This window comes from Saccharopolyspora indica (assembly GCF_027853965.1).
GTDB classification, from domain to species: Bacteria; Actinomycetota; Actinomycetes; order Mycobacteriales; family Pseudonocardiaceae; genus Saccharopolyspora; species Saccharopolyspora indica.
This window is the reverse complement of sequence record NZ_JAQGLB010000003.1, coordinates 595,377-609,959: the sequence shown is the minus strand read 5'-3', so window position 1 is coordinate 609,959 and position 14,583 is coordinate 595,377. Positions and strand designations below refer to the sequence as shown.

At 70.9% G+C, this 14,583-nt stretch carries 12 protein-coding genes; 6 read left to right on the top strand and 6 right to left on the bottom strand.

Features of this window, described 5'->3' with window-relative positions; translation table 11 throughout:
* Positions 1–74 precede the first annotated feature (74 nt).
* Positions 75–263, top strand: a complete 189-nt coding sequence (locus tag OU416_RS10240) for a hypothetical protein (protein WP_270926639.1) — start codon at positions 75–77, stop codon at positions 261–263.
* A 6-nt stretch (positions 264–269) separates the two neighbouring features.
* Here OU416_RS10240 and OU416_RS10235 read toward each other — a convergent pair whose 3' ends face one another.
* Positions 270–1,658 (bottom strand): Nramp family divalent metal transporter, encoded by a 1,389-nt coding sequence (locus tag OU416_RS10235; protein WP_270926638.1) that lies wholly within the window; start codon positions 1,656–1,658, stop codon positions 270–272.
* A gap of 197 nt (positions 1,659–1,855) precedes the next feature.
* Here OU416_RS10235 and OU416_RS10230 point away from each other — a divergent pair, with 197 nt between their 5' ends.
* Both OU416_RS10230 and OU416_RS10225 read left to right on the top strand, forming a co-directional pair.
* Positions 1,856–3,232, top strand: a complete 1,377-nt coding sequence (locus OU416_RS10230) for a hypothetical protein (RefSeq protein ID WP_408642283.1) — start codon at positions 1,856–1,858, stop codon at positions 3,230–3,232.
* A 94-nt stretch (positions 3,233–3,326) separates the two neighbouring features.
* Positions 3,327–5,690, top strand: a complete 2,364-nt coding sequence (locus OU416_RS10225; RefSeq protein ID WP_270926636.1) for a xanthine dehydrogenase family protein molybdopterin-binding subunit — start codon at positions 3,327–3,329, stop codon at positions 5,688–5,690.
* A gap of 39 nt (positions 5,691–5,729) precedes the next feature.
* On the opposite strand, the gene OU416_RS10220 is transcribed toward OU416_RS10225, so the two are convergent.
* Positions 5,730–6,260 (bottom strand): CGNR zinc finger domain-containing protein, encoded by a 531-nt coding sequence (locus tag OU416_RS10220; RefSeq protein WP_270926635.1) that lies wholly within the window; start codon positions 6,258–6,260, stop codon positions 5,730–5,732.
* 77 nt (positions 6,261–6,337) lie between these two features.
* Here OU416_RS10220 and OU416_RS10215 point away from each other — a divergent pair, with 77 nt between their 5' ends.
* Positions 6,338–7,177 carry an alpha/beta fold hydrolase gene (locus OU416_RS10215; protein ID WP_270926634.1) on the top strand — a complete coding sequence of 280 codons (840 nt, stop codon included), beginning with the start codon at positions 6,338–6,340 and terminating at the stop codon, positions 7,175–7,177.
* Here OU416_RS10215 and OU416_RS10210 read toward each other — a convergent pair.
* Positions 7,161–7,556 carry a GNAT family N-acetyltransferase gene (locus OU416_RS10210; protein ID WP_270926633.1) on the bottom strand — a complete coding sequence of 132 codons (396 nt, stop codon included), beginning with the start codon at positions 7,554–7,556 and terminating at the stop codon, positions 7,161–7,163. The genes OU416_RS10215 and OU416_RS10210 overlap by 17 nt on opposite strands.
* Positions 7,557–7,593: 37 nt before the next feature.
* On the bottom strand, positions 7,594–10,554 hold the full coding sequence (locus OU416_RS10205; RefSeq protein ID WP_270926632.1) for a GH116 family glycosyl hydrolase: 2,961 nt from the start codon (positions 10,552–10,554) through the stop codon (positions 7,594–7,596).
* A 334-nt stretch (positions 10,555–10,888) separates the two neighbouring features.
* Here OU416_RS10205 and OU416_RS10200 point away from each other — a divergent pair, with 334 nt between their 5' ends.
* A complete protein-coding gene (locus OU416_RS10200; protein ID WP_270926631.1) occupies positions 10,889–12,226 on the top strand; it encodes an MFS transporter in 1,338 nt (445 codons plus the stop codon).
* 75 nt (positions 12,227–12,301) lie between these two features.
* On the opposite strand, the gene OU416_RS10195 is transcribed toward OU416_RS10200, so the two are convergent.
* Positions 12,302–12,781 (bottom strand): NUDIX domain-containing protein, encoded by a 480-nt coding sequence (locus OU416_RS10195; protein ID WP_270926630.1) that lies wholly within the window; start codon positions 12,779–12,781, stop codon positions 12,302–12,304.
* 60 nt (positions 12,782–12,841) lie between these two features.
* On the opposite strand from OU416_RS10195, the gene OU416_RS10190 reads away from it, so the two are divergent.
* Positions 12,842–13,873 (top strand): DNA polymerase IV, encoded by a 1,032-nt coding sequence (locus tag OU416_RS10190; RefSeq protein WP_270926629.1) that lies wholly within the window; start codon positions 12,842–12,844, stop codon positions 13,871–13,873.
* On the opposite strand, the gene OU416_RS10185 is transcribed toward OU416_RS10190, so the two are convergent.
* Entirely contained in the window at positions 13,870–14,511 is a 642-nt protein-coding gene (locus OU416_RS10185; protein ID WP_270926628.1) for a TetR/AcrR family transcriptional regulator, read from the bottom strand. The two genes, OU416_RS10190 and OU416_RS10185, sit on opposite strands and share 4 nt — an antisense overlap.
* Positions 14,512–14,583 lie beyond the last annotated feature (72 nt).

Sequence of the window (14,583 nt, the reverse complement as noted above, 5' to 3'; positions counted from 1 at the left end):
TGGTAGGCAGTTCTCCAGCGGGCGGGTGCCGCTGCGGTGGTGCCCGCCTCCCCACTCATCGGAGGCGGTGCGACATGCGTCCACCCACGCGCGGTCTGGCCGGATCGGTACTGGCGGTCGCGCTGCTGCTCGGTGCGCCCGCGCTGGCTTCGGCGCAGACCGACTGCTCCACCCTGCAGGACCCGGCGCAGTACTCGGCCTGCCTGGACCAGCACAACAGGCCCGAGCACCACCACGACCACCACCATCACCACGACCACTGATCGCGCTCAGCTGAAGACGTTCACCAGGCTGTAGATGCCCAGCATGCTGATCGCGATGCTGCTGACCACCAGCAGGGTGTTGAACGCCCGCGAACCGCGCAGCCGCCGGTCGACCTGCGTGTTGCGCAGGTACCAGGTCGCCACCACCACCGCGGGCAGGAAGATGCCGGTCATGATGCCGCCGATCTGCACCATGACCACCGGTGAGTTGATGAACAGGTAGGTCGCGCCCCACACGATCGGCAGCGCCACCGTGAAGCCGCGCACCCACCTGCCGCGCGCCCGCGCGTCCGACCAGTCCAGCACGCCCAGCGTCGCCAGCACGTTGACGTACATCCGCGACCAGCTCGGGATCGACGCCCACAGCGTCGAGCCCAGCACCGCGATCGCGCCGACGAGGAACCCGATCGCCGCCCACTCGCCGATCACGTCGGTGTACATCTGGGACAGCGTGGTGATCATCTCGTTGCCCTCGAGCACCAGTCCCTGCGGGTTGAGGACCGCCGCGCCCATCACGAAGAACGCCAGCGTGCTGAACGTGTAGATCACCCAGGACAGGAAGACGTCCTTGTACATCACGCGGATCCAGCCGCGGGCGCGCCGCTGCCAGTCCTCGCTGCCGTCGTTCGGCCCGACCCAGCGGGCGTAGCCCTTCTCCACGCACCAGTAGGTGTAGAAGGTGATCTCGTCGGCGCCGACGCCGGTGATGCCGAACATCGCCACCGCCGCGCCGATCGCGCCGACCGGGATGGTGAAGGTCAGCCCGGAGAGCAGGTCGGCGCCGCCGTAGCCGAACGGCGTGAACGGCAGGCCGAGTGCGATCACCACGGTGGCCACGGAGAAGACCGCGACCAGGGCGAAGGCGCCGCGCTCGATCAGGTTGTAGCTGTTGGAGTACAGCAGCGCGATGCTGCCCGCCACGATGATGGCCGTCCACACCGCGAGCGAGGTGAAGCCGAGCGGATCGCCGCCGACCGGGATCAGCATGCTCAGCGCCACCGCCGTGCCGCCGACGATCCCGCCGACCTGCAGCAGCTTGGACAGCGCCATCAGCATCCACAGCAGGTTGATCCAGCCGATCCGGCCGATCTTCGGCGGAACCTCGTTGAACCCGGTCAGGGCGGGCTTGCCGGTGATGATGGTCCAGCGGGCGAGCTCGGCCTGCACGGCCACCTTCACCGCGGTGGACAGGATCACCATCCACAGCAGGGCGAAGCCGACCTCGGCGCCGAGCGCGGTGGTCGCGATCAGCTCGCCGGAGCCGACGATGGAGGCGCTGACGATCAGACCCGGGCCCAGGTACCGGAGGCTGGCCTTCCAGCCGGTGGGCGGTTCCTTGATGCCGTCAGCGGTGAGGAGGTAGGGGTCGTCGCTGGTCGCGTTGGGTGCACCCATCGGCACTCCTTTGTGCAGCCGGGCATTTTCACATCTGTGAAGGAACTGCGGTGGATGTGAAAGCTACAGTCGCGGACATGGCCGGTCAACGGGCGGCGGGACAGGTTTTCGATCGGTCCGGAACGGGCACCTCGGAAGCACGATCCGGCAGCCGGAGCCGAGGCATCCTCTGTGGACTGCGGCTGCACCGAGGCGAGGTGGGACAGTTGCGGCCAGCACGTGCAGTCGCGTCCTTCGACTCCGCGACGGGGATGCTCCGGGCCCTGTCGCGATTCCTCGCCGGACAGGACATCCCCGCGATCGGCCAGGCGCCGAAGAAGCTCGAACCGGTGCTCGCAGCCGTGCTGGCGGGAGTCAACCGGCTGCCCGCACGATGGGCGGACCAGCTCTACGCCGGCAGCGGCGTGAGCGAGGCGTTGCCGCCCGCCCGGCTGGGCGAGGTCGATTCCGACGAGCTCGCGTCCTGGGTCGTCGACCACTACCCGAAGCGCCGGTACCCGGTGGTGTTCATCGGCTCCTCCAACGGCGCGGTGGTGCACCTGGCGGCGGCGCTGGACGCGCCGTGGCTGCCGCAGACCGTGCTGATCCCGGTGCGGCGGCGCGGAGTGGACCGCGACGACCCGCGGGGCGAGCTGGAAGCGGGACGCGACCCGGCCGAGCGGCTGCTGGCGGCCAACCCGGACCTGGTGCTGCACCACATGCACGATCCCAACCAGGACCGGCTGATGATCGCCGGGATGTCCTACTTCCGCGTCAAGTGGCGGCGGTTGCCGGACGCCTACCGCCGGTTCCTGCGCGACCACCTGGTGGCCGGTGGCGCGGTCGTGACGGTCGAGTGCGGACTGTCCTGGCCGGTGACCCGGGTCGGCCCGCGCCACGTGTTCCAGTTCGGCGCCCTGGGCGGCGCGTCCGAGGACGAATACCACTCCGGCGGGCCGCGGGTGGCCGACCTGCTGCGCCGCTACGGCGCCCGCCGCAGCGGCTGGCGGCCCCCGGAACCCGACGAGCGGGCACCGGAAGCCGAGTGGGGCTTCGAACCGGACCTGCTGACCGACCTGGCCGAAGCCGCGCACCAGCACCGCTTCTCGTTGCGGCGCATGCCCTTCGACCACCCCGAGCGGTTGAGCCCGCTCGTCGCCGACCTGCACCGCACCTGGTACGCGCAGCGCGGCCTGCCCGCCGACCGGCTGCTGGTGGAGTCCTTCCTGCTGATGGAACCCTGGTGGGCGTTGCGCACCGGCTCGGTGCCGTTCTGGATGGCGTTCAACACCGAGGGCTCGCACCGAGCGCTGAGCGACTTCCTCGACACCCGGGACTTCGAGGAGATCCGCCTGATGCTCTTCTCGCACGGCACCGAGTCCATCGGCCTGTCGGGCATCGACGACTGGCGGCGACTGCTGGACCGGGCCGGGCGCCGCGGGGAGCTGCTCGGCGTGGACCCGCGCGCGTTCCCGAGGGACTTCGCCGGGCTCGTCCGCGCGCACCGCGAGCTCAGCCGGGTGCGGCCGTGCTGGGAGCTGCCACCGCCGCGCCGGTTGTCCGACGTCGACCCGCTGCTGCCCGCGGCGCCCTGAAAGGGGAATTTTTCCCGCCCACCGGCTGTTGATCCACTCCGGCCAACGGTGGATTTCGCTGCTTCGAGTCGGCGTGACGGATAGGGTTTCGCACATGGTGGGTTCATTGCTGGGGACCGAGGTCCAACGGGTCGAGGACCCGGAACTGCTCCGCGGCCGGGGCACTTACGTGGGCAACCTGGACATCGCGGGCGTCCTGCACCTCGGATTCGTCCGCTCGCCGATGGCGCACGCCCTGATCACCGGCATCGACGTCGCGGCGGCCGCCGCCGCGCCGGGTGTCGTCGGCGCCTTCGCCGCGGCCGACCTGGACGTCCCGATCCCGCCCGCCTTCGGCGGGTTCAACCCGCTCTGCGCGCGCCCGCCGCTGGCCACCGACCGGGTCCGGTTCGTCGGCGAACCCGTCGCGGTCATCGTGGGGGAGAGCGCCGCGGCGGTGGCCGACGCGATCGAGCTGGTCGACGTCGACTACGAGCCGCTGACCGTCGTCGCCGACCCGGAGCAGGCGCTGAACCCGGCGGCCGAGCAGCAGTTCCCGGAACTCGGCTCCAACGTCGCGGGCGGCTTCCGCGACCCGGCCGGTGCCGACGTGCTCGCGGACGCCGAAGTCGTGGTGCGCGCCCGCATCGAGAACCAGCGCGTGGCGGTGGTGCCGCTGGAGGGCAACGCGATCGCGGTCGAGCCCGGTGGCCCGGACCAGGACTACGACGTCACGGTGCACGTGTCCACGCAGATGCCGCACGGGCTGCGCGACGGCGTGGCCGAGGCCTTCGGTTGGGAACCGCGGCGGGTGCGGGTGATCTCCCCGCACGTCGGAGGCGGTTTCGGCGGCAAGGCGGGAGTGGTCTCCGAGCACGCGGTCGCCATTTCGGCCGCACTGCGACTGGGCCGCCCGGTCCGGTGGGTGGAGACGCGCTCGGAGAACATGCAGGGCATGCCGCACGGGCGCGCTCAGGTGCAGTTCGCGGAGCTGGGCCTGCGACGCGACGGCACCATCACCGGATTGCGCTGCCGCGTGATCGGTGACTGCGGGGCCTACGCCGGTTTCGGCGGCTCCCTCGCGCTGAGCTCGACGCGGATGATGGCGCAGGGCGTCTACCGCATCCCGAAGATCAGCTACGACGGGGTGGCCGCGCTGACCAACACGACGCCGGTGGGCGCCTTCCGCGGCGCCGGACGTCCCGAGGCAGCCGCGATGCTGGAGCGGATGATGGACCTCGCGGCCGCGGAACTCGACCTGGACCCGGTCGTGTTGCGGCGCAAGAACTTCCTCGTCCCGGAGTCGTTCCCGCACAAGACGCTGCTCGGCGCCACCTACGACAGCGGTGACTACGGGCTGCCGTTCGACGAGGCCCTGCGCCTGGCCGGCTACGAGGCCCTGCGCGCCGAGCAGGCCCGCCGCATCGAGGCCGGGGAGAAGGTGCTGCTCGGCATCGGGACCAGCGCTTACGTGGAGATCACCGGCGGTGGCGCTGGCGAGTACGCCGAGGTCGAGGTGCACGAGAACGGCGCCCGGATCAAGGTGGGTACCTCCGCGCACGGGCAGGGGCACGCGACGTCCTTCGCCATGATCGTGTCCGACGCGCTGGGCATCCCGCTGGAATCCGTGGAGTTCGTCCAGTCCGACACCGCCGAGGTGCCGCGAGGCGGCGGAACCGGTGGCTCGCGCTCGCTGCAGATCGCCGGGAGCGCGGTGCAGGAAGCCGGAGAACTGGTGCTGCGCAAGGCCAAGGAGCTGGCCGCGGCCCGGCTGGAAGCCTCGGTCGACGACATCGAGCTGACCGGCGGCGGAGAACTCGGTGTGGCCGGCGTGCCCAGCGCGACCATCGCCTGGGCGGAACTGGCCCGCGCCGCGGCCGAGGACGGTGACCGCCTGGCGGCCGACATCGACTTCGCGCCCGGCGGTGCGACGTTCCCGTTCGGCGCGCACGTCTCGGTGGTCGAGGTGGACGTGGAGACCGGCTTCGTCCGCCCGCTGCGGCACGTCGCGGTGGACGACTGCGGCCGGATCATCAACCCGATGCTGGTGCGCGGGCAGCAGCACGGCGGTGCGGCGCAGGGCATCGCCCAAGCGCTGTGGGAGCAGGTGACCTTCGACGCCGATGGCAACCCGGAGGCCGGCACCCTCGCCGACTACACCATCCCGTCAGCGGCGGACCTGCCCTCGTTCGAGGTGACCAACACCGAGACACCGAGCCCGCTGAACCCGTTGGGCGCCAAGGGGATCGGCGAATCGGCAACGGTCGGCTCGACGCCCGCGGTGCAGAACGCGGTGGTGGACGCGGTCAAGCACCTCGGAGTCCGCCACATCGACATGCCGACGACGCCGCAGCGCGTCTGGCAGGCGATCCAGCAGGGTGCTGCGGCGACGCACTGGCAGGAACCACCGGCAGCCTTCGCCGACCTCCCGGCCCGCGACGAAACCACCCCGGAAGACGCCGAAGAAGCAGTCGTCTGACCACGCGCGGAGGCGCCCCCGCAAGGCGCCTCCGCGCACTCAGGTGTCCTTGCGGCGAGCGCGGTAGGTGCGCATCTTGTGGCGGGCTCCGCAGATGTCCATGCTGCACCAGATGCTGTTGTTGCCGGGGGAGCGGTCGTAGTAGAGCCAGCGGCAGTCCTCGGCCTGGCAGACCTTGAGGCGCCCTGGCTTCCCGCTCAGGTCCGCCACCACCAGCGCGACCACGAGATCGCCGATCACCCGGTCCACGGCGGTTCTCCCGTCGACCGGGACCACGATCCGGCCGCCGTGCCAGCGCGGAGCTCCGAGCAGGCGGTGGGCGTAGTCGTTGAGCTGCGCGGAGCCGGTTCCGGCCAGGTGGTCGCGGATTGCTTCGCGGGCTCGGAGCAGCTCCAGCCGCGCGGGCTCGTCCAGCTCGTCGGCGGCGTCCCGCTGGTCGTGGTCGCGCAGCCACTGCCGGGCGTCCGCCAGATCGCGCAGGGCGTCCTCGTCCTGCAGGAATCGTGCGGAGTTGCCGAACTCCTCGACCGGTCGCAGCTCATCCGGTGCGGGCGGGCGGTCGTATGCCATCCGTTCAGGTTACCGGCTTATTGACAGAGCCGGTAACGTTACTGGCATAGGCTGATAGTCGGTAACGGAGGTGTGCGATGGGTTGGGAACTTCCGGAGCGGTTCGAGTCGGCGCACGGGGCGGTTCGCTGGGCGAGCTCCGGCCAGGGCGAACCGGTGGTGCTGATGCACGGCACGCCCTTCTCCTCCTACGTCTGGCGGGACATCGCCGCAGCGCTGAGCGGCCGCTACCAGGTGTTCGTCTGGGACATGCCGGGATACGGGCAGTCGGAGATGCGCGATGGCCAAGACGTCTCGCTGGCTGCTCAGCAGGAGGTGTTCGCCGAGCTCCTGCGGCACTGGGGACTGGCGGAACCGGCGGTGATCGCCCACGACTTCGGCGGCGCCGTGGCGCTGCGGACGGCACTGCTCAGCGGAGCTCGCTACCGGCGGCTGGCGCTGGTCGACGCGGTGAGCGTGCGGCCGTGGGGATCGGAGTTCTTCCGGCTGGCGCACGACCACGCCGAGGTCTTCACCGCACTTCCGCCACTGCTGCACGAAGCGCTGGTCCGCCGCTACATCACCACCGCCGCCCACCGGGAACTGCGCGCCGACGTGCTCGACGACCTGGTCGCCCCGTGGCTCGGGCCGGTGGGGCAAGCGGCCTTCTACCGCCAGATCGGCCAGGCCGACGAGCGCTACACCCGCGAGGTCGAGGACCGCTACGCCGAACTCGACTGCCCGGTGCTCATCGCGTGGGGAGAACAGGACCAGTGGCTGCCACCGGCGCGCGCGAAGGACCTGGCCGCGCGCATCCCGCACGCCGAACTGGCCTGGATCGGCGAGTGCGGTCACCTCGCCCAGGAGGACAACCCGGCGCAGCTGACCGCGCTGATCACCGGATTCCTGGCCGCGGGCGAGGTCAGCTCAGCGCGATGAGCCCGGCATCGGTCGGGCGGAAACCGCAGGAGTCGAAGTAGAACCCGCGCAGGTGCGGCTCGAAGTCCACGTGCAACCAGGTGCACCCGGCATCGGCGGCGCCCGCTGCGGCACGGCGCACCAGCTCGGTTCCGATCCCGCCGCGCTGGTGCGCCGGGTCGACCTTCGGATCGAGCAGGAAGGCGTGATCGCCGCCGTCCCACGCGACGTTGGCGAACCCGATCAGCGCCCCGTCGCTGCCCCGGCCGGTCACCCAGCCCAGGCTGTGCTGCTGCACCCGGTCCCACCAGCCGGATTCCGCACTTCCGCCGTGCGACCGCGTCAACGCCACCAGCTCGTCATCGGACGCAGGACCTCGCCACCGGTAGTCGATCTCCATGCCACCGATCATGCCGCGCCGCGCAACCGAAATTGGTTCAGAGCTGCACTCTGAGTGTTTGACCTGCGATGAGGGTGATCCGGTCGGGGAAGGTGAGCAGCGGGCGTTCCGGGTCGGCGATCACCGGTACTTCCTCGCCGTCGAGCCGGGCTCGCGGTTCGGCGCTGGTCGTGTCGAGGGCGAGGGTGTTCAGGTCCAGGCGGCCGTGGCGGAGTTCGACGGTGCTGCTCCGCTCGGAGCCCGTGCGCTGCTGGCGGTACAGGCCCCAGCCCTCGGCCGTCGTGAAGGCCGCGGCGAAGTTCTCCGGCGTGATCTCGGGGGCGAATCCCAGGTGCCCGCGCGGGCCGTGGTGCTCGAAGCCCAGCAGGCTCGTGTACACCCCGAAGCTCGCCATGGAGCGCGCGTAGTGGTCGCCGCACTCGATCTCGTTGTACGGATTGCGGCGCAGCGGGTCGTAGCGGTCGTGCACCGAGCGGGCGATCGCCAGGCCTTCGGCGAGCATTCCCTCGGCGATCAGGTGCGCGGCGACCTGGTACTCGATGCCGTGCCAGGCCTCGTTGAAGTAGCTGGTCGACCAGTTCTCGCCCGCCTCGTCGCCGCCGCCTCGCGGCCAGGTGCACATGATCAGGGCCGGTACGTCGTCGTCGTAGAAGATGCGGCCGCCGTCGATCGGGCTGTGCTCCCGGTACTCCAGCGGGCGCGGCACGAAGTTGTGCCGCCAGATGCTGCGCAGCGCGGAACGCGTCTCGGCCTCCGGCAGGACGCGCGGCAGACCGAGCTGCGCCGCCCAGCTCTGGCCGAGCAGCTGGTCGGCGAAGCAGCCGCGGTTGGTGTTGACCGAACCCGGGTGCGCCGGGTCGAGTTCGTGGACGAAGTACTCGCCGTTGAACAGATCGCGCACGACGATCTCGGCACCGCGGTCGGCCAGCTCGCGACAGCGCTGCCCGAACCCGTCGTCGCCCACCTCCGAGGCCATCGCCGCGGCCGCCCGCAACGCGGCCAGGTACAGGCCGGACAGCCAGCTGTTGCGGCCGAACCAGGTGGCGTCCTGCGTGTTGGGCTGGGCACCGTCGAGCACGCCGTCCGGTTCCGCGTCCGAGCCGATCAGGTACTCCGCGGCGCGCCGGGTGCGCGGCCAGACCCGGGGCAGCCAACCGGGATCCGCCGACATCTGGTGCTCGCGGTAGATCCGCAGGATCGTTCCGGCCTGCCCGTCCACCGCCGGCGTCCGGTCGGCCTCGCCGCGCATGCTCAACTGCCCGGTCGCGGCGTGGAAGCCGATGCCGAGGTCCACCCGCTCCCGGATGTCGCGTTCCACGGCGGGGAACAGGTGCGCGAGCGCGTGCGCGTAGTGCCAGACGTGCGTGCACGTGCCCGCGCAGCAGTAGGCGCCTTCCCAGCCGTAGAAGCGACCGTCGGAGAACCGGTAGCAGGTCGAGGTGGACAGGGTGGTGGTGTTGGCGGCGACCCGTTCGAGCAGCCAGTGCGGCAGCGTCGAGTCCTCGTACCAGGTGCGGATCCAGCTCGAAGTGCGCTCCAGCAGGTGCTCCTGCGCGCCGTCGAGGTGCGCGATGACCGCTTTCGCGTCGGCGAAGCGGCTCGCGCAGTGCCGGAGCAGCTCGCGGCTGTGCTCCAGGAAGGCCAGGCCTTCCCGGTCCGGTACGGGGAAGAACCACGCCAGCACGAAGCGGACGGTGCGCTGCTCGCCCGGCTGCAACGTCACGCTCGCGCACGCCGTGCCCGCGGTGCGCCGGGAGATCCCGTCCACCCCAGGAGGGCCGGGAGCGGGATCGAGCACGTCTTCCGGGGAGTTCCAGGACGCCGCGGCGGGACAGGTGCGGACCTGATCCGCACCGAGGATCGCCAGCGCTGCGCTGCCGTGGTCGGGCAGCTCGGCCAGCGGCTGCTGAGACGCGTGATCGGTGAGCACGAGCTGGTCGACACCGATGTGGCCCCACGGGCCGGTCTCGTCGTCGACGATCTCGACGACGGCGTCGCGACCCTGCCACGGCCCCAGGTACAGCACCCGGTCGGCCAGCCGGTCGCTGAACGAACCGGTCGCCGAACCGACGATCCGGCCGTCCACCAGGACGTTCAGGCAACAGGTGCCGGGGAAACCGCCGCCGCTCACGCGGAACCGCAGGTAGTTCCGCTCGATGCGGAACGGCGCGCTGCGCAGCCTGCCGGTGGCGCTGTCGCGGGCACCGGCGTCGGTTCCCGGGGCGCTCGCGTGCGAGTCGACCATCCGCATTCCGAACGCGCCCGCCTCGCCCTGGTAGCCCGGGCGGTCGAGGGTGCGGACCGGACCGGCGCCGAAGGCGTCCCCGGTCACCGACCAGCCGGTGTAGTCGGGCTTCTCCCAGTCCTCCAGCAGCAGATCCGGGCGCATCGGGTTCCCGGCGCTGCCTTCGGCGGCCGCGAACTGCACACCTGCCGCGGAGCCGGTGGTGAAATCCTCCGCGCTGAGCCGCAACGGGCGGGTGTGCCTGCTGCCGAGGCACACCGGGTTCTCCAGGAATCCGCCGACCTCCACCTCCACTGTGGACTGCGAGGTGTTCGTGATCGCGTAATCCAGGAACACCGCGGGGTAGGAGCTGTCGTCGATCTCGGTGGGGATGAACGGCGAGCAGGCGCGCAGCCGGATCCGCACCTCCGAACCCGGGTAGTCCACCTCGGCCAGCGGCGGGCGCCCGGTGAACGCCACGTCGGGGAAACCGCGCGCGTCCAGCCACTTAGCGGGCTGCTCGCCGATGCGCACCGCGAACCCGTGCTCGAACGGCGAGCTCGGGATCTGCGGGCGGGTGAAGTGCAGGTCGTGGATGGCCGCCGGCGCGGTCCGGTTGTCGACGTCCCACAGCCACAGCCGCCCGTCGCCACCCAGGTAGAGCTGGCCGCAGCCGATGCCGCCGATCGGCATCCCGACCAGTCGCAGCTCGGCACCGCGCAGTCGGCGCGGCGCCCCGCGTGCGGAGAGGTCCTGCTTCGCTGCCTGGGCCACGGCGCACTCCTTCGTCACGACACGTGCAGAGCGGAGTTCGGGGGAGCGTTCAAGTCTAGGAAGCAGCAGCCCCCGGTTGCTGCCGTCCGCCGTCGCGATCATCCGGACGGACGATCGGGCAGGAATCCCAGCATTCGGGAAGCCATGGCCCTTCCCCGATCCGCGGTGGTGGGCCTTCTGCCAGGCTCGGTGTTCACGGACTGTTCGCACTTCTCCGCGGAGCGTGCGCGCCCAGGTGAGGATGCCCACGATGCGGGAACCCCGTCTCGGCAAGTGGTCGGCCGCGGATTACAGTGCGGTAGTCCGATCGTGTTAACGAGGAGGTTGCGGCGCCATGGCTGTCGGCCACGTCCCAGCACCAGGAGTGCGGGACTCCGGATCATCGGGTGATCCCACCCCGCGGAACTCGACCCGGCAGGTGGTCATCGCCAGCCTCGTAGGCACGTCGATCGAGTTCTACGACTTCTACGTCTACGCGACCGCGGCGGTGCTGGTCTTCCCGCACCTGTTCTTCCCGGCGGGCGACCCCACCGCCGCGACCCTGCAGTCGCTGGCCACCTTCGCGATCGCCTTCGTGGCCCGCCCGGTCGGCTCCGCGCTCTTCGGCCACTTCGGCGACCGCATCGGCCGCAAGTCCACCCTGGTGGCCTCGCTGCTGACCATGGGCATCTCCACCGTGGTGATCGGGCTGCTGCCCGGCTACGCGCAGATCGGCGTCCTCGCGCCGCTGCTGCTGGCGCTGTGCCGGTTCGGCCAGGGGCTGGGGCTGGGCGGTGAGTGGGGCGGTGCCGCGCTGCTGGCCACCGAGAACGCCCCGCCGCGCAAGCGCGCCCTGTTCGGCACCTTCCCGCAGCTGGGCGCGCCGATCGGGTTCTTCTTCGCCAACGGGCTGTTCCTGCTGCTGTCCGAGCTGATGGACGAGCAGGCGTTCCTGTCCTGGGGCTGGCGGGTGCCGTTCCTGGTCTCCGCGGTGCTGGTGGTCGTCGGCCTGTGGGTGCGGCTGAACATGCACGAGACCCCGGCGTTCTCGAAGGTCGTGGCGCGTAACGAGCGGGCCAAGGTGCCGTTCGCGCAGGTCTTCCGCAGCGACTTCAAGGCCCTGATGCTGGGCACCTTCATCATGCTGGCCACCTACGTGCTGTTCTACCTGATGACGGTGTTCTCGCTGTCCTTCGGCACGGCCGAGACCGGGCTGGGCTACGAGCGCTCGTCGTTCCTGATCATGCTGATGATCGGGGTGGTGTTCTTCGGCCTGACGGTGCCGGTGGCGGGCCTGCTCGCCGACCGCTACGGGCGGCGGCCCACGCTGATCATCACCACCAGCGCGATCATCGTGTTCGGCCTGCTGCTGGGCCCGTGGTTCGGCGCGGGTTCGACGGTGGCGACGGTGTCGTTCCTGATCGTCGGTCTCGGCCTGATGGGCATGACGTTCGGGCCGATGGGTGCGGTGCTGCCGGAGCTGTTCCCCACCGCGGTGCGCTACACCGGCGCCTCGGTGTCCTACAACCTGGCCAGCCTGCTGGGTGCCTCGGTCGCGCCCTACATCGCGACCTGGTTGGCCAGCTCCTACGGCCTGGGCTGGGTCGGCGTCTACCTCGCGGCGATGGGCGCGATCACGCTGATCGCGCTGCTGATCAGCAAGGAGACCAAGGAGAGCTCGATCGAGGACTGAGTCCGCCCGCGCGGACAGCTCCGCCCCGCTTGGCCGTCGAGCCAGGCGGGGCGGAGCTCGTTCCGGAGTCGGGATTCAGGCGAGCCGCCCGGCCTCGCGCAGCGAGTCGAGGAGGCGATCGACGAATGCGGTCTGCGCCGGGTTGAGCTTCTCCCGCGCGGTGTCCGGATCGCACCACGAAGCCCGGTCCACTTCCGGGAACAGCTGGCGGCGACCGGACCGCGGTGGCCACTCCAGCTCGAACTCGTTGCTGCGCAACGCGGTGACGTCGAAATCGCCCTCGACCGCCCACGCGGTGACGACCTTGCCGTTGCGCTGCTTGACCTCCCCGAGCGGGAGCAGATCGCCCTCGGACGGCACGGCACCGGTCTCCTCGGTGAACTCCCGGATCGCCGTGGCCCGCGCGTCTTCGCCGGGTTCGTGCTCACCCTTGGGCACCGACCAGGCACCCGCGTCCTTGTTCTTCCAGAACGGTCCACCGGGGTGGACCAGCAGGACCTGCGGGGCGCCCTCGGCGAGCCGGAACAGCAGGATGCCGGCGCTTCGCTTGATCATCCCACCAGTGTCGCGCACCGAGGTCTGGCGGAATCGGCGGAACCCGTCGATGCTGGCAGCGTGGAACGGATCGTGCTGCACGTGGATCTTGATCAGTTCATCGTGGCCGTCGAGCTGTTGCGCCACCCGGAGCTGCGGGGGCGGCCGGTGCTCGTCGGCGGCAGCGGCGATCCGACGCAGCGGGGAGTGGTGGCCGGAGCCTCCTACGAGGCCCGCGCGGCCGGAGTCCGTTCCGGGACACCACTGCGGACGGCGGCCAGCCGCTGCCCCGAAGCGGTGTTCCTGCCCGCCGACAACGAAACCTACCTGGCCGCTTCGGCCGACGTGATGAGCGCGCTGCGCGACCTGGGCGGCCTGCTGGAAGTGGCCGGATGGGACGAGGCGTTCATGCTCGTCGACACCGACGACGCCGAGCAGACCGCACGGGTGGTGCAGCAGCAGGTCCGGGAGCGCACCGCGCTGGCGTGCTCGGTGGGCATCGGGGACAACAAGCTGCGCGCGAAGATCGCGTCCGGCTTCGCCAAACCGGCCGGGGTGTTCCGGCTGGAGATGGCCAACTGGGTCGAGGTGATGGCCGAGCTGCCCACGGACGCGCTCTGGGGCGTCGGTGCGAAGACCGCGAAGAAGCTGGCCGCCAGGGGCATCGCGACGGTCGGCGACCTGGCTCGCACGAAAATGGCGGATCTGGCAGGCGAATTCGGCCCCAACATCGGCCCGTGGCTGGTCGCGCTCGCCCACGGCTACGACTCGACCCCCGTCACCGAAGAACCGGAGGAAGCCCGCTCGCACGGTCGCGAAGTGACCTTCCAGCGGGACCTCCGCGACGTCGAGGAGATGCGCGCGGAGGTTCGGCGGCTGTCGCACGTGGTGGCCGACGATCTCGCGGTGGAGGACAAGGTGGCCCGCCGCGTCGTGGTGAAGGTGCGCGATTCCAGCTTCGCCACGCACACCCACGGCGTATCGCTGCTGAACCCGACGCGGGACGCCGAGGCTCTCGAACGCGCCGCACGCACCGCGCTGGACCGCTTCCCCCTGGACAGGCCGGTCCGGCTGCTCGGCGTCCGCGCCGAGCTGCCCCGGACCAGGCGCTAGCCGCCCGCGTCCGCCGTCCCGAACCCGGCCGCGATGGCCAGGAAGACCTCGGTGCAGCGCTCGACGAGTCCGCGTTCGTCGAACTGCAGCGTGCCGTCGAGCCAGGCCGTGAGCGCCTGCGCCAGCCCGCCCACCATGAAGTGCGTGGTCAGCTCCAGGTGCGGGCTCTCGGTGATCCCGTAGAAGTTCTGCGCCTGACCGCCCAGCAACGCGGCGAACAGCCGTGAGGAGTCCAACCGCCGCTGGGCGAGCAGCGGACTGCTCAAACCGACCGAGAACAGCAGCCGGCCGCGGCGCGGATCCCGCGCGACGGTCCGCACGATGTTCTCCAGCCCGGCGCGCACCTTGGCCCGCTCGCCCGGCCCGGCGGTGGTGACGGCCTCGAGGGTGGTGGTCGCCAGGTCGTCCACCACGTGGTCGTACACCGCTGCGGCCAGCGCGTCGCGGTCGGCGAAGCTCTCGTAGAAGTAGCGCGTCGCCAACCCCGCCTGCTGGCACGCGCCGCGCACCGTCAGGACCGGGCCGTCGCCGGAGGCGCCGAGCAGGTCCAGCCCGGCTTCGAGCAGCTGCGCCCGGCGTTCCGCTCGGCGGTGATCACCCTGCACACCGCCGTAGACCCGCAGTGGAGACGTGCCCATGCGCACAATCTTGACAGATCCGCGAGATCGCTGGTTCCCTAACTGGAAACGGCCGTGTGCAGAATTTGTCTC

Bases quoted from the DNA above. Each gene is read 5' to 3' on its own strand.
- OU416_RS10200 (WP_270926631.1), top strand. From the start codon at position 10,889: ATGGCTGTCGGCCACGTCCCAGCACCAGGAGTGCGGGACTCCGGATCA.
- OU416_RS10195 (WP_270926630.1), bottom strand. From the start codon at position 12,781: ATGATCAAGCGAAGCGCCGGCATCCTGCTGTTCCGGCTCGCCGAGGGC.
- OU416_RS10240 (WP_270926639.1), top strand. From the start codon at position 75: ATGCGTCCACCCACGCGCGGTCTGGCCGGATCGGTACTGGCGGTCGCG.
- OU416_RS10225 (WP_270926636.1), top strand. From the start codon at position 3,327: ATGGTGGGTTCATTGCTGGGGACCGAGGTCCAACGGGTCGAGGACCCG.
- OU416_RS10185 (WP_270926628.1), bottom strand. From the start codon at position 14,511: ATGGGCACGTCTCCACTGCGGGTCTACGGCGGTGTGCAGGGTGATCAC.
- OU416_RS10220 (WP_270926635.1), bottom strand. From the start codon at position 6,260: ATGGCATACGACCGCCCGCCCGCACCGGATGAGCTGCGACCGGTCGAG.
- OU416_RS10235 (WP_270926638.1), bottom strand. From the start codon at position 1,658: ATGGGTGCACCCAACGCGACCAGCGACGACCCCTACCTCCTCACCGCT.
- OU416_RS10215 (WP_270926634.1), top strand. From the start codon at position 6,338: ATGGGTTGGGAACTTCCGGAGCGGTTCGAGTCGGCGCACGGGGCGGTT.
- OU416_RS10210 (WP_270926633.1), bottom strand. From the start codon at position 7,556: ATGGAGATCGACTACCGGTGGCGAGGTCCTGCGTCCGATGACGAGCTG.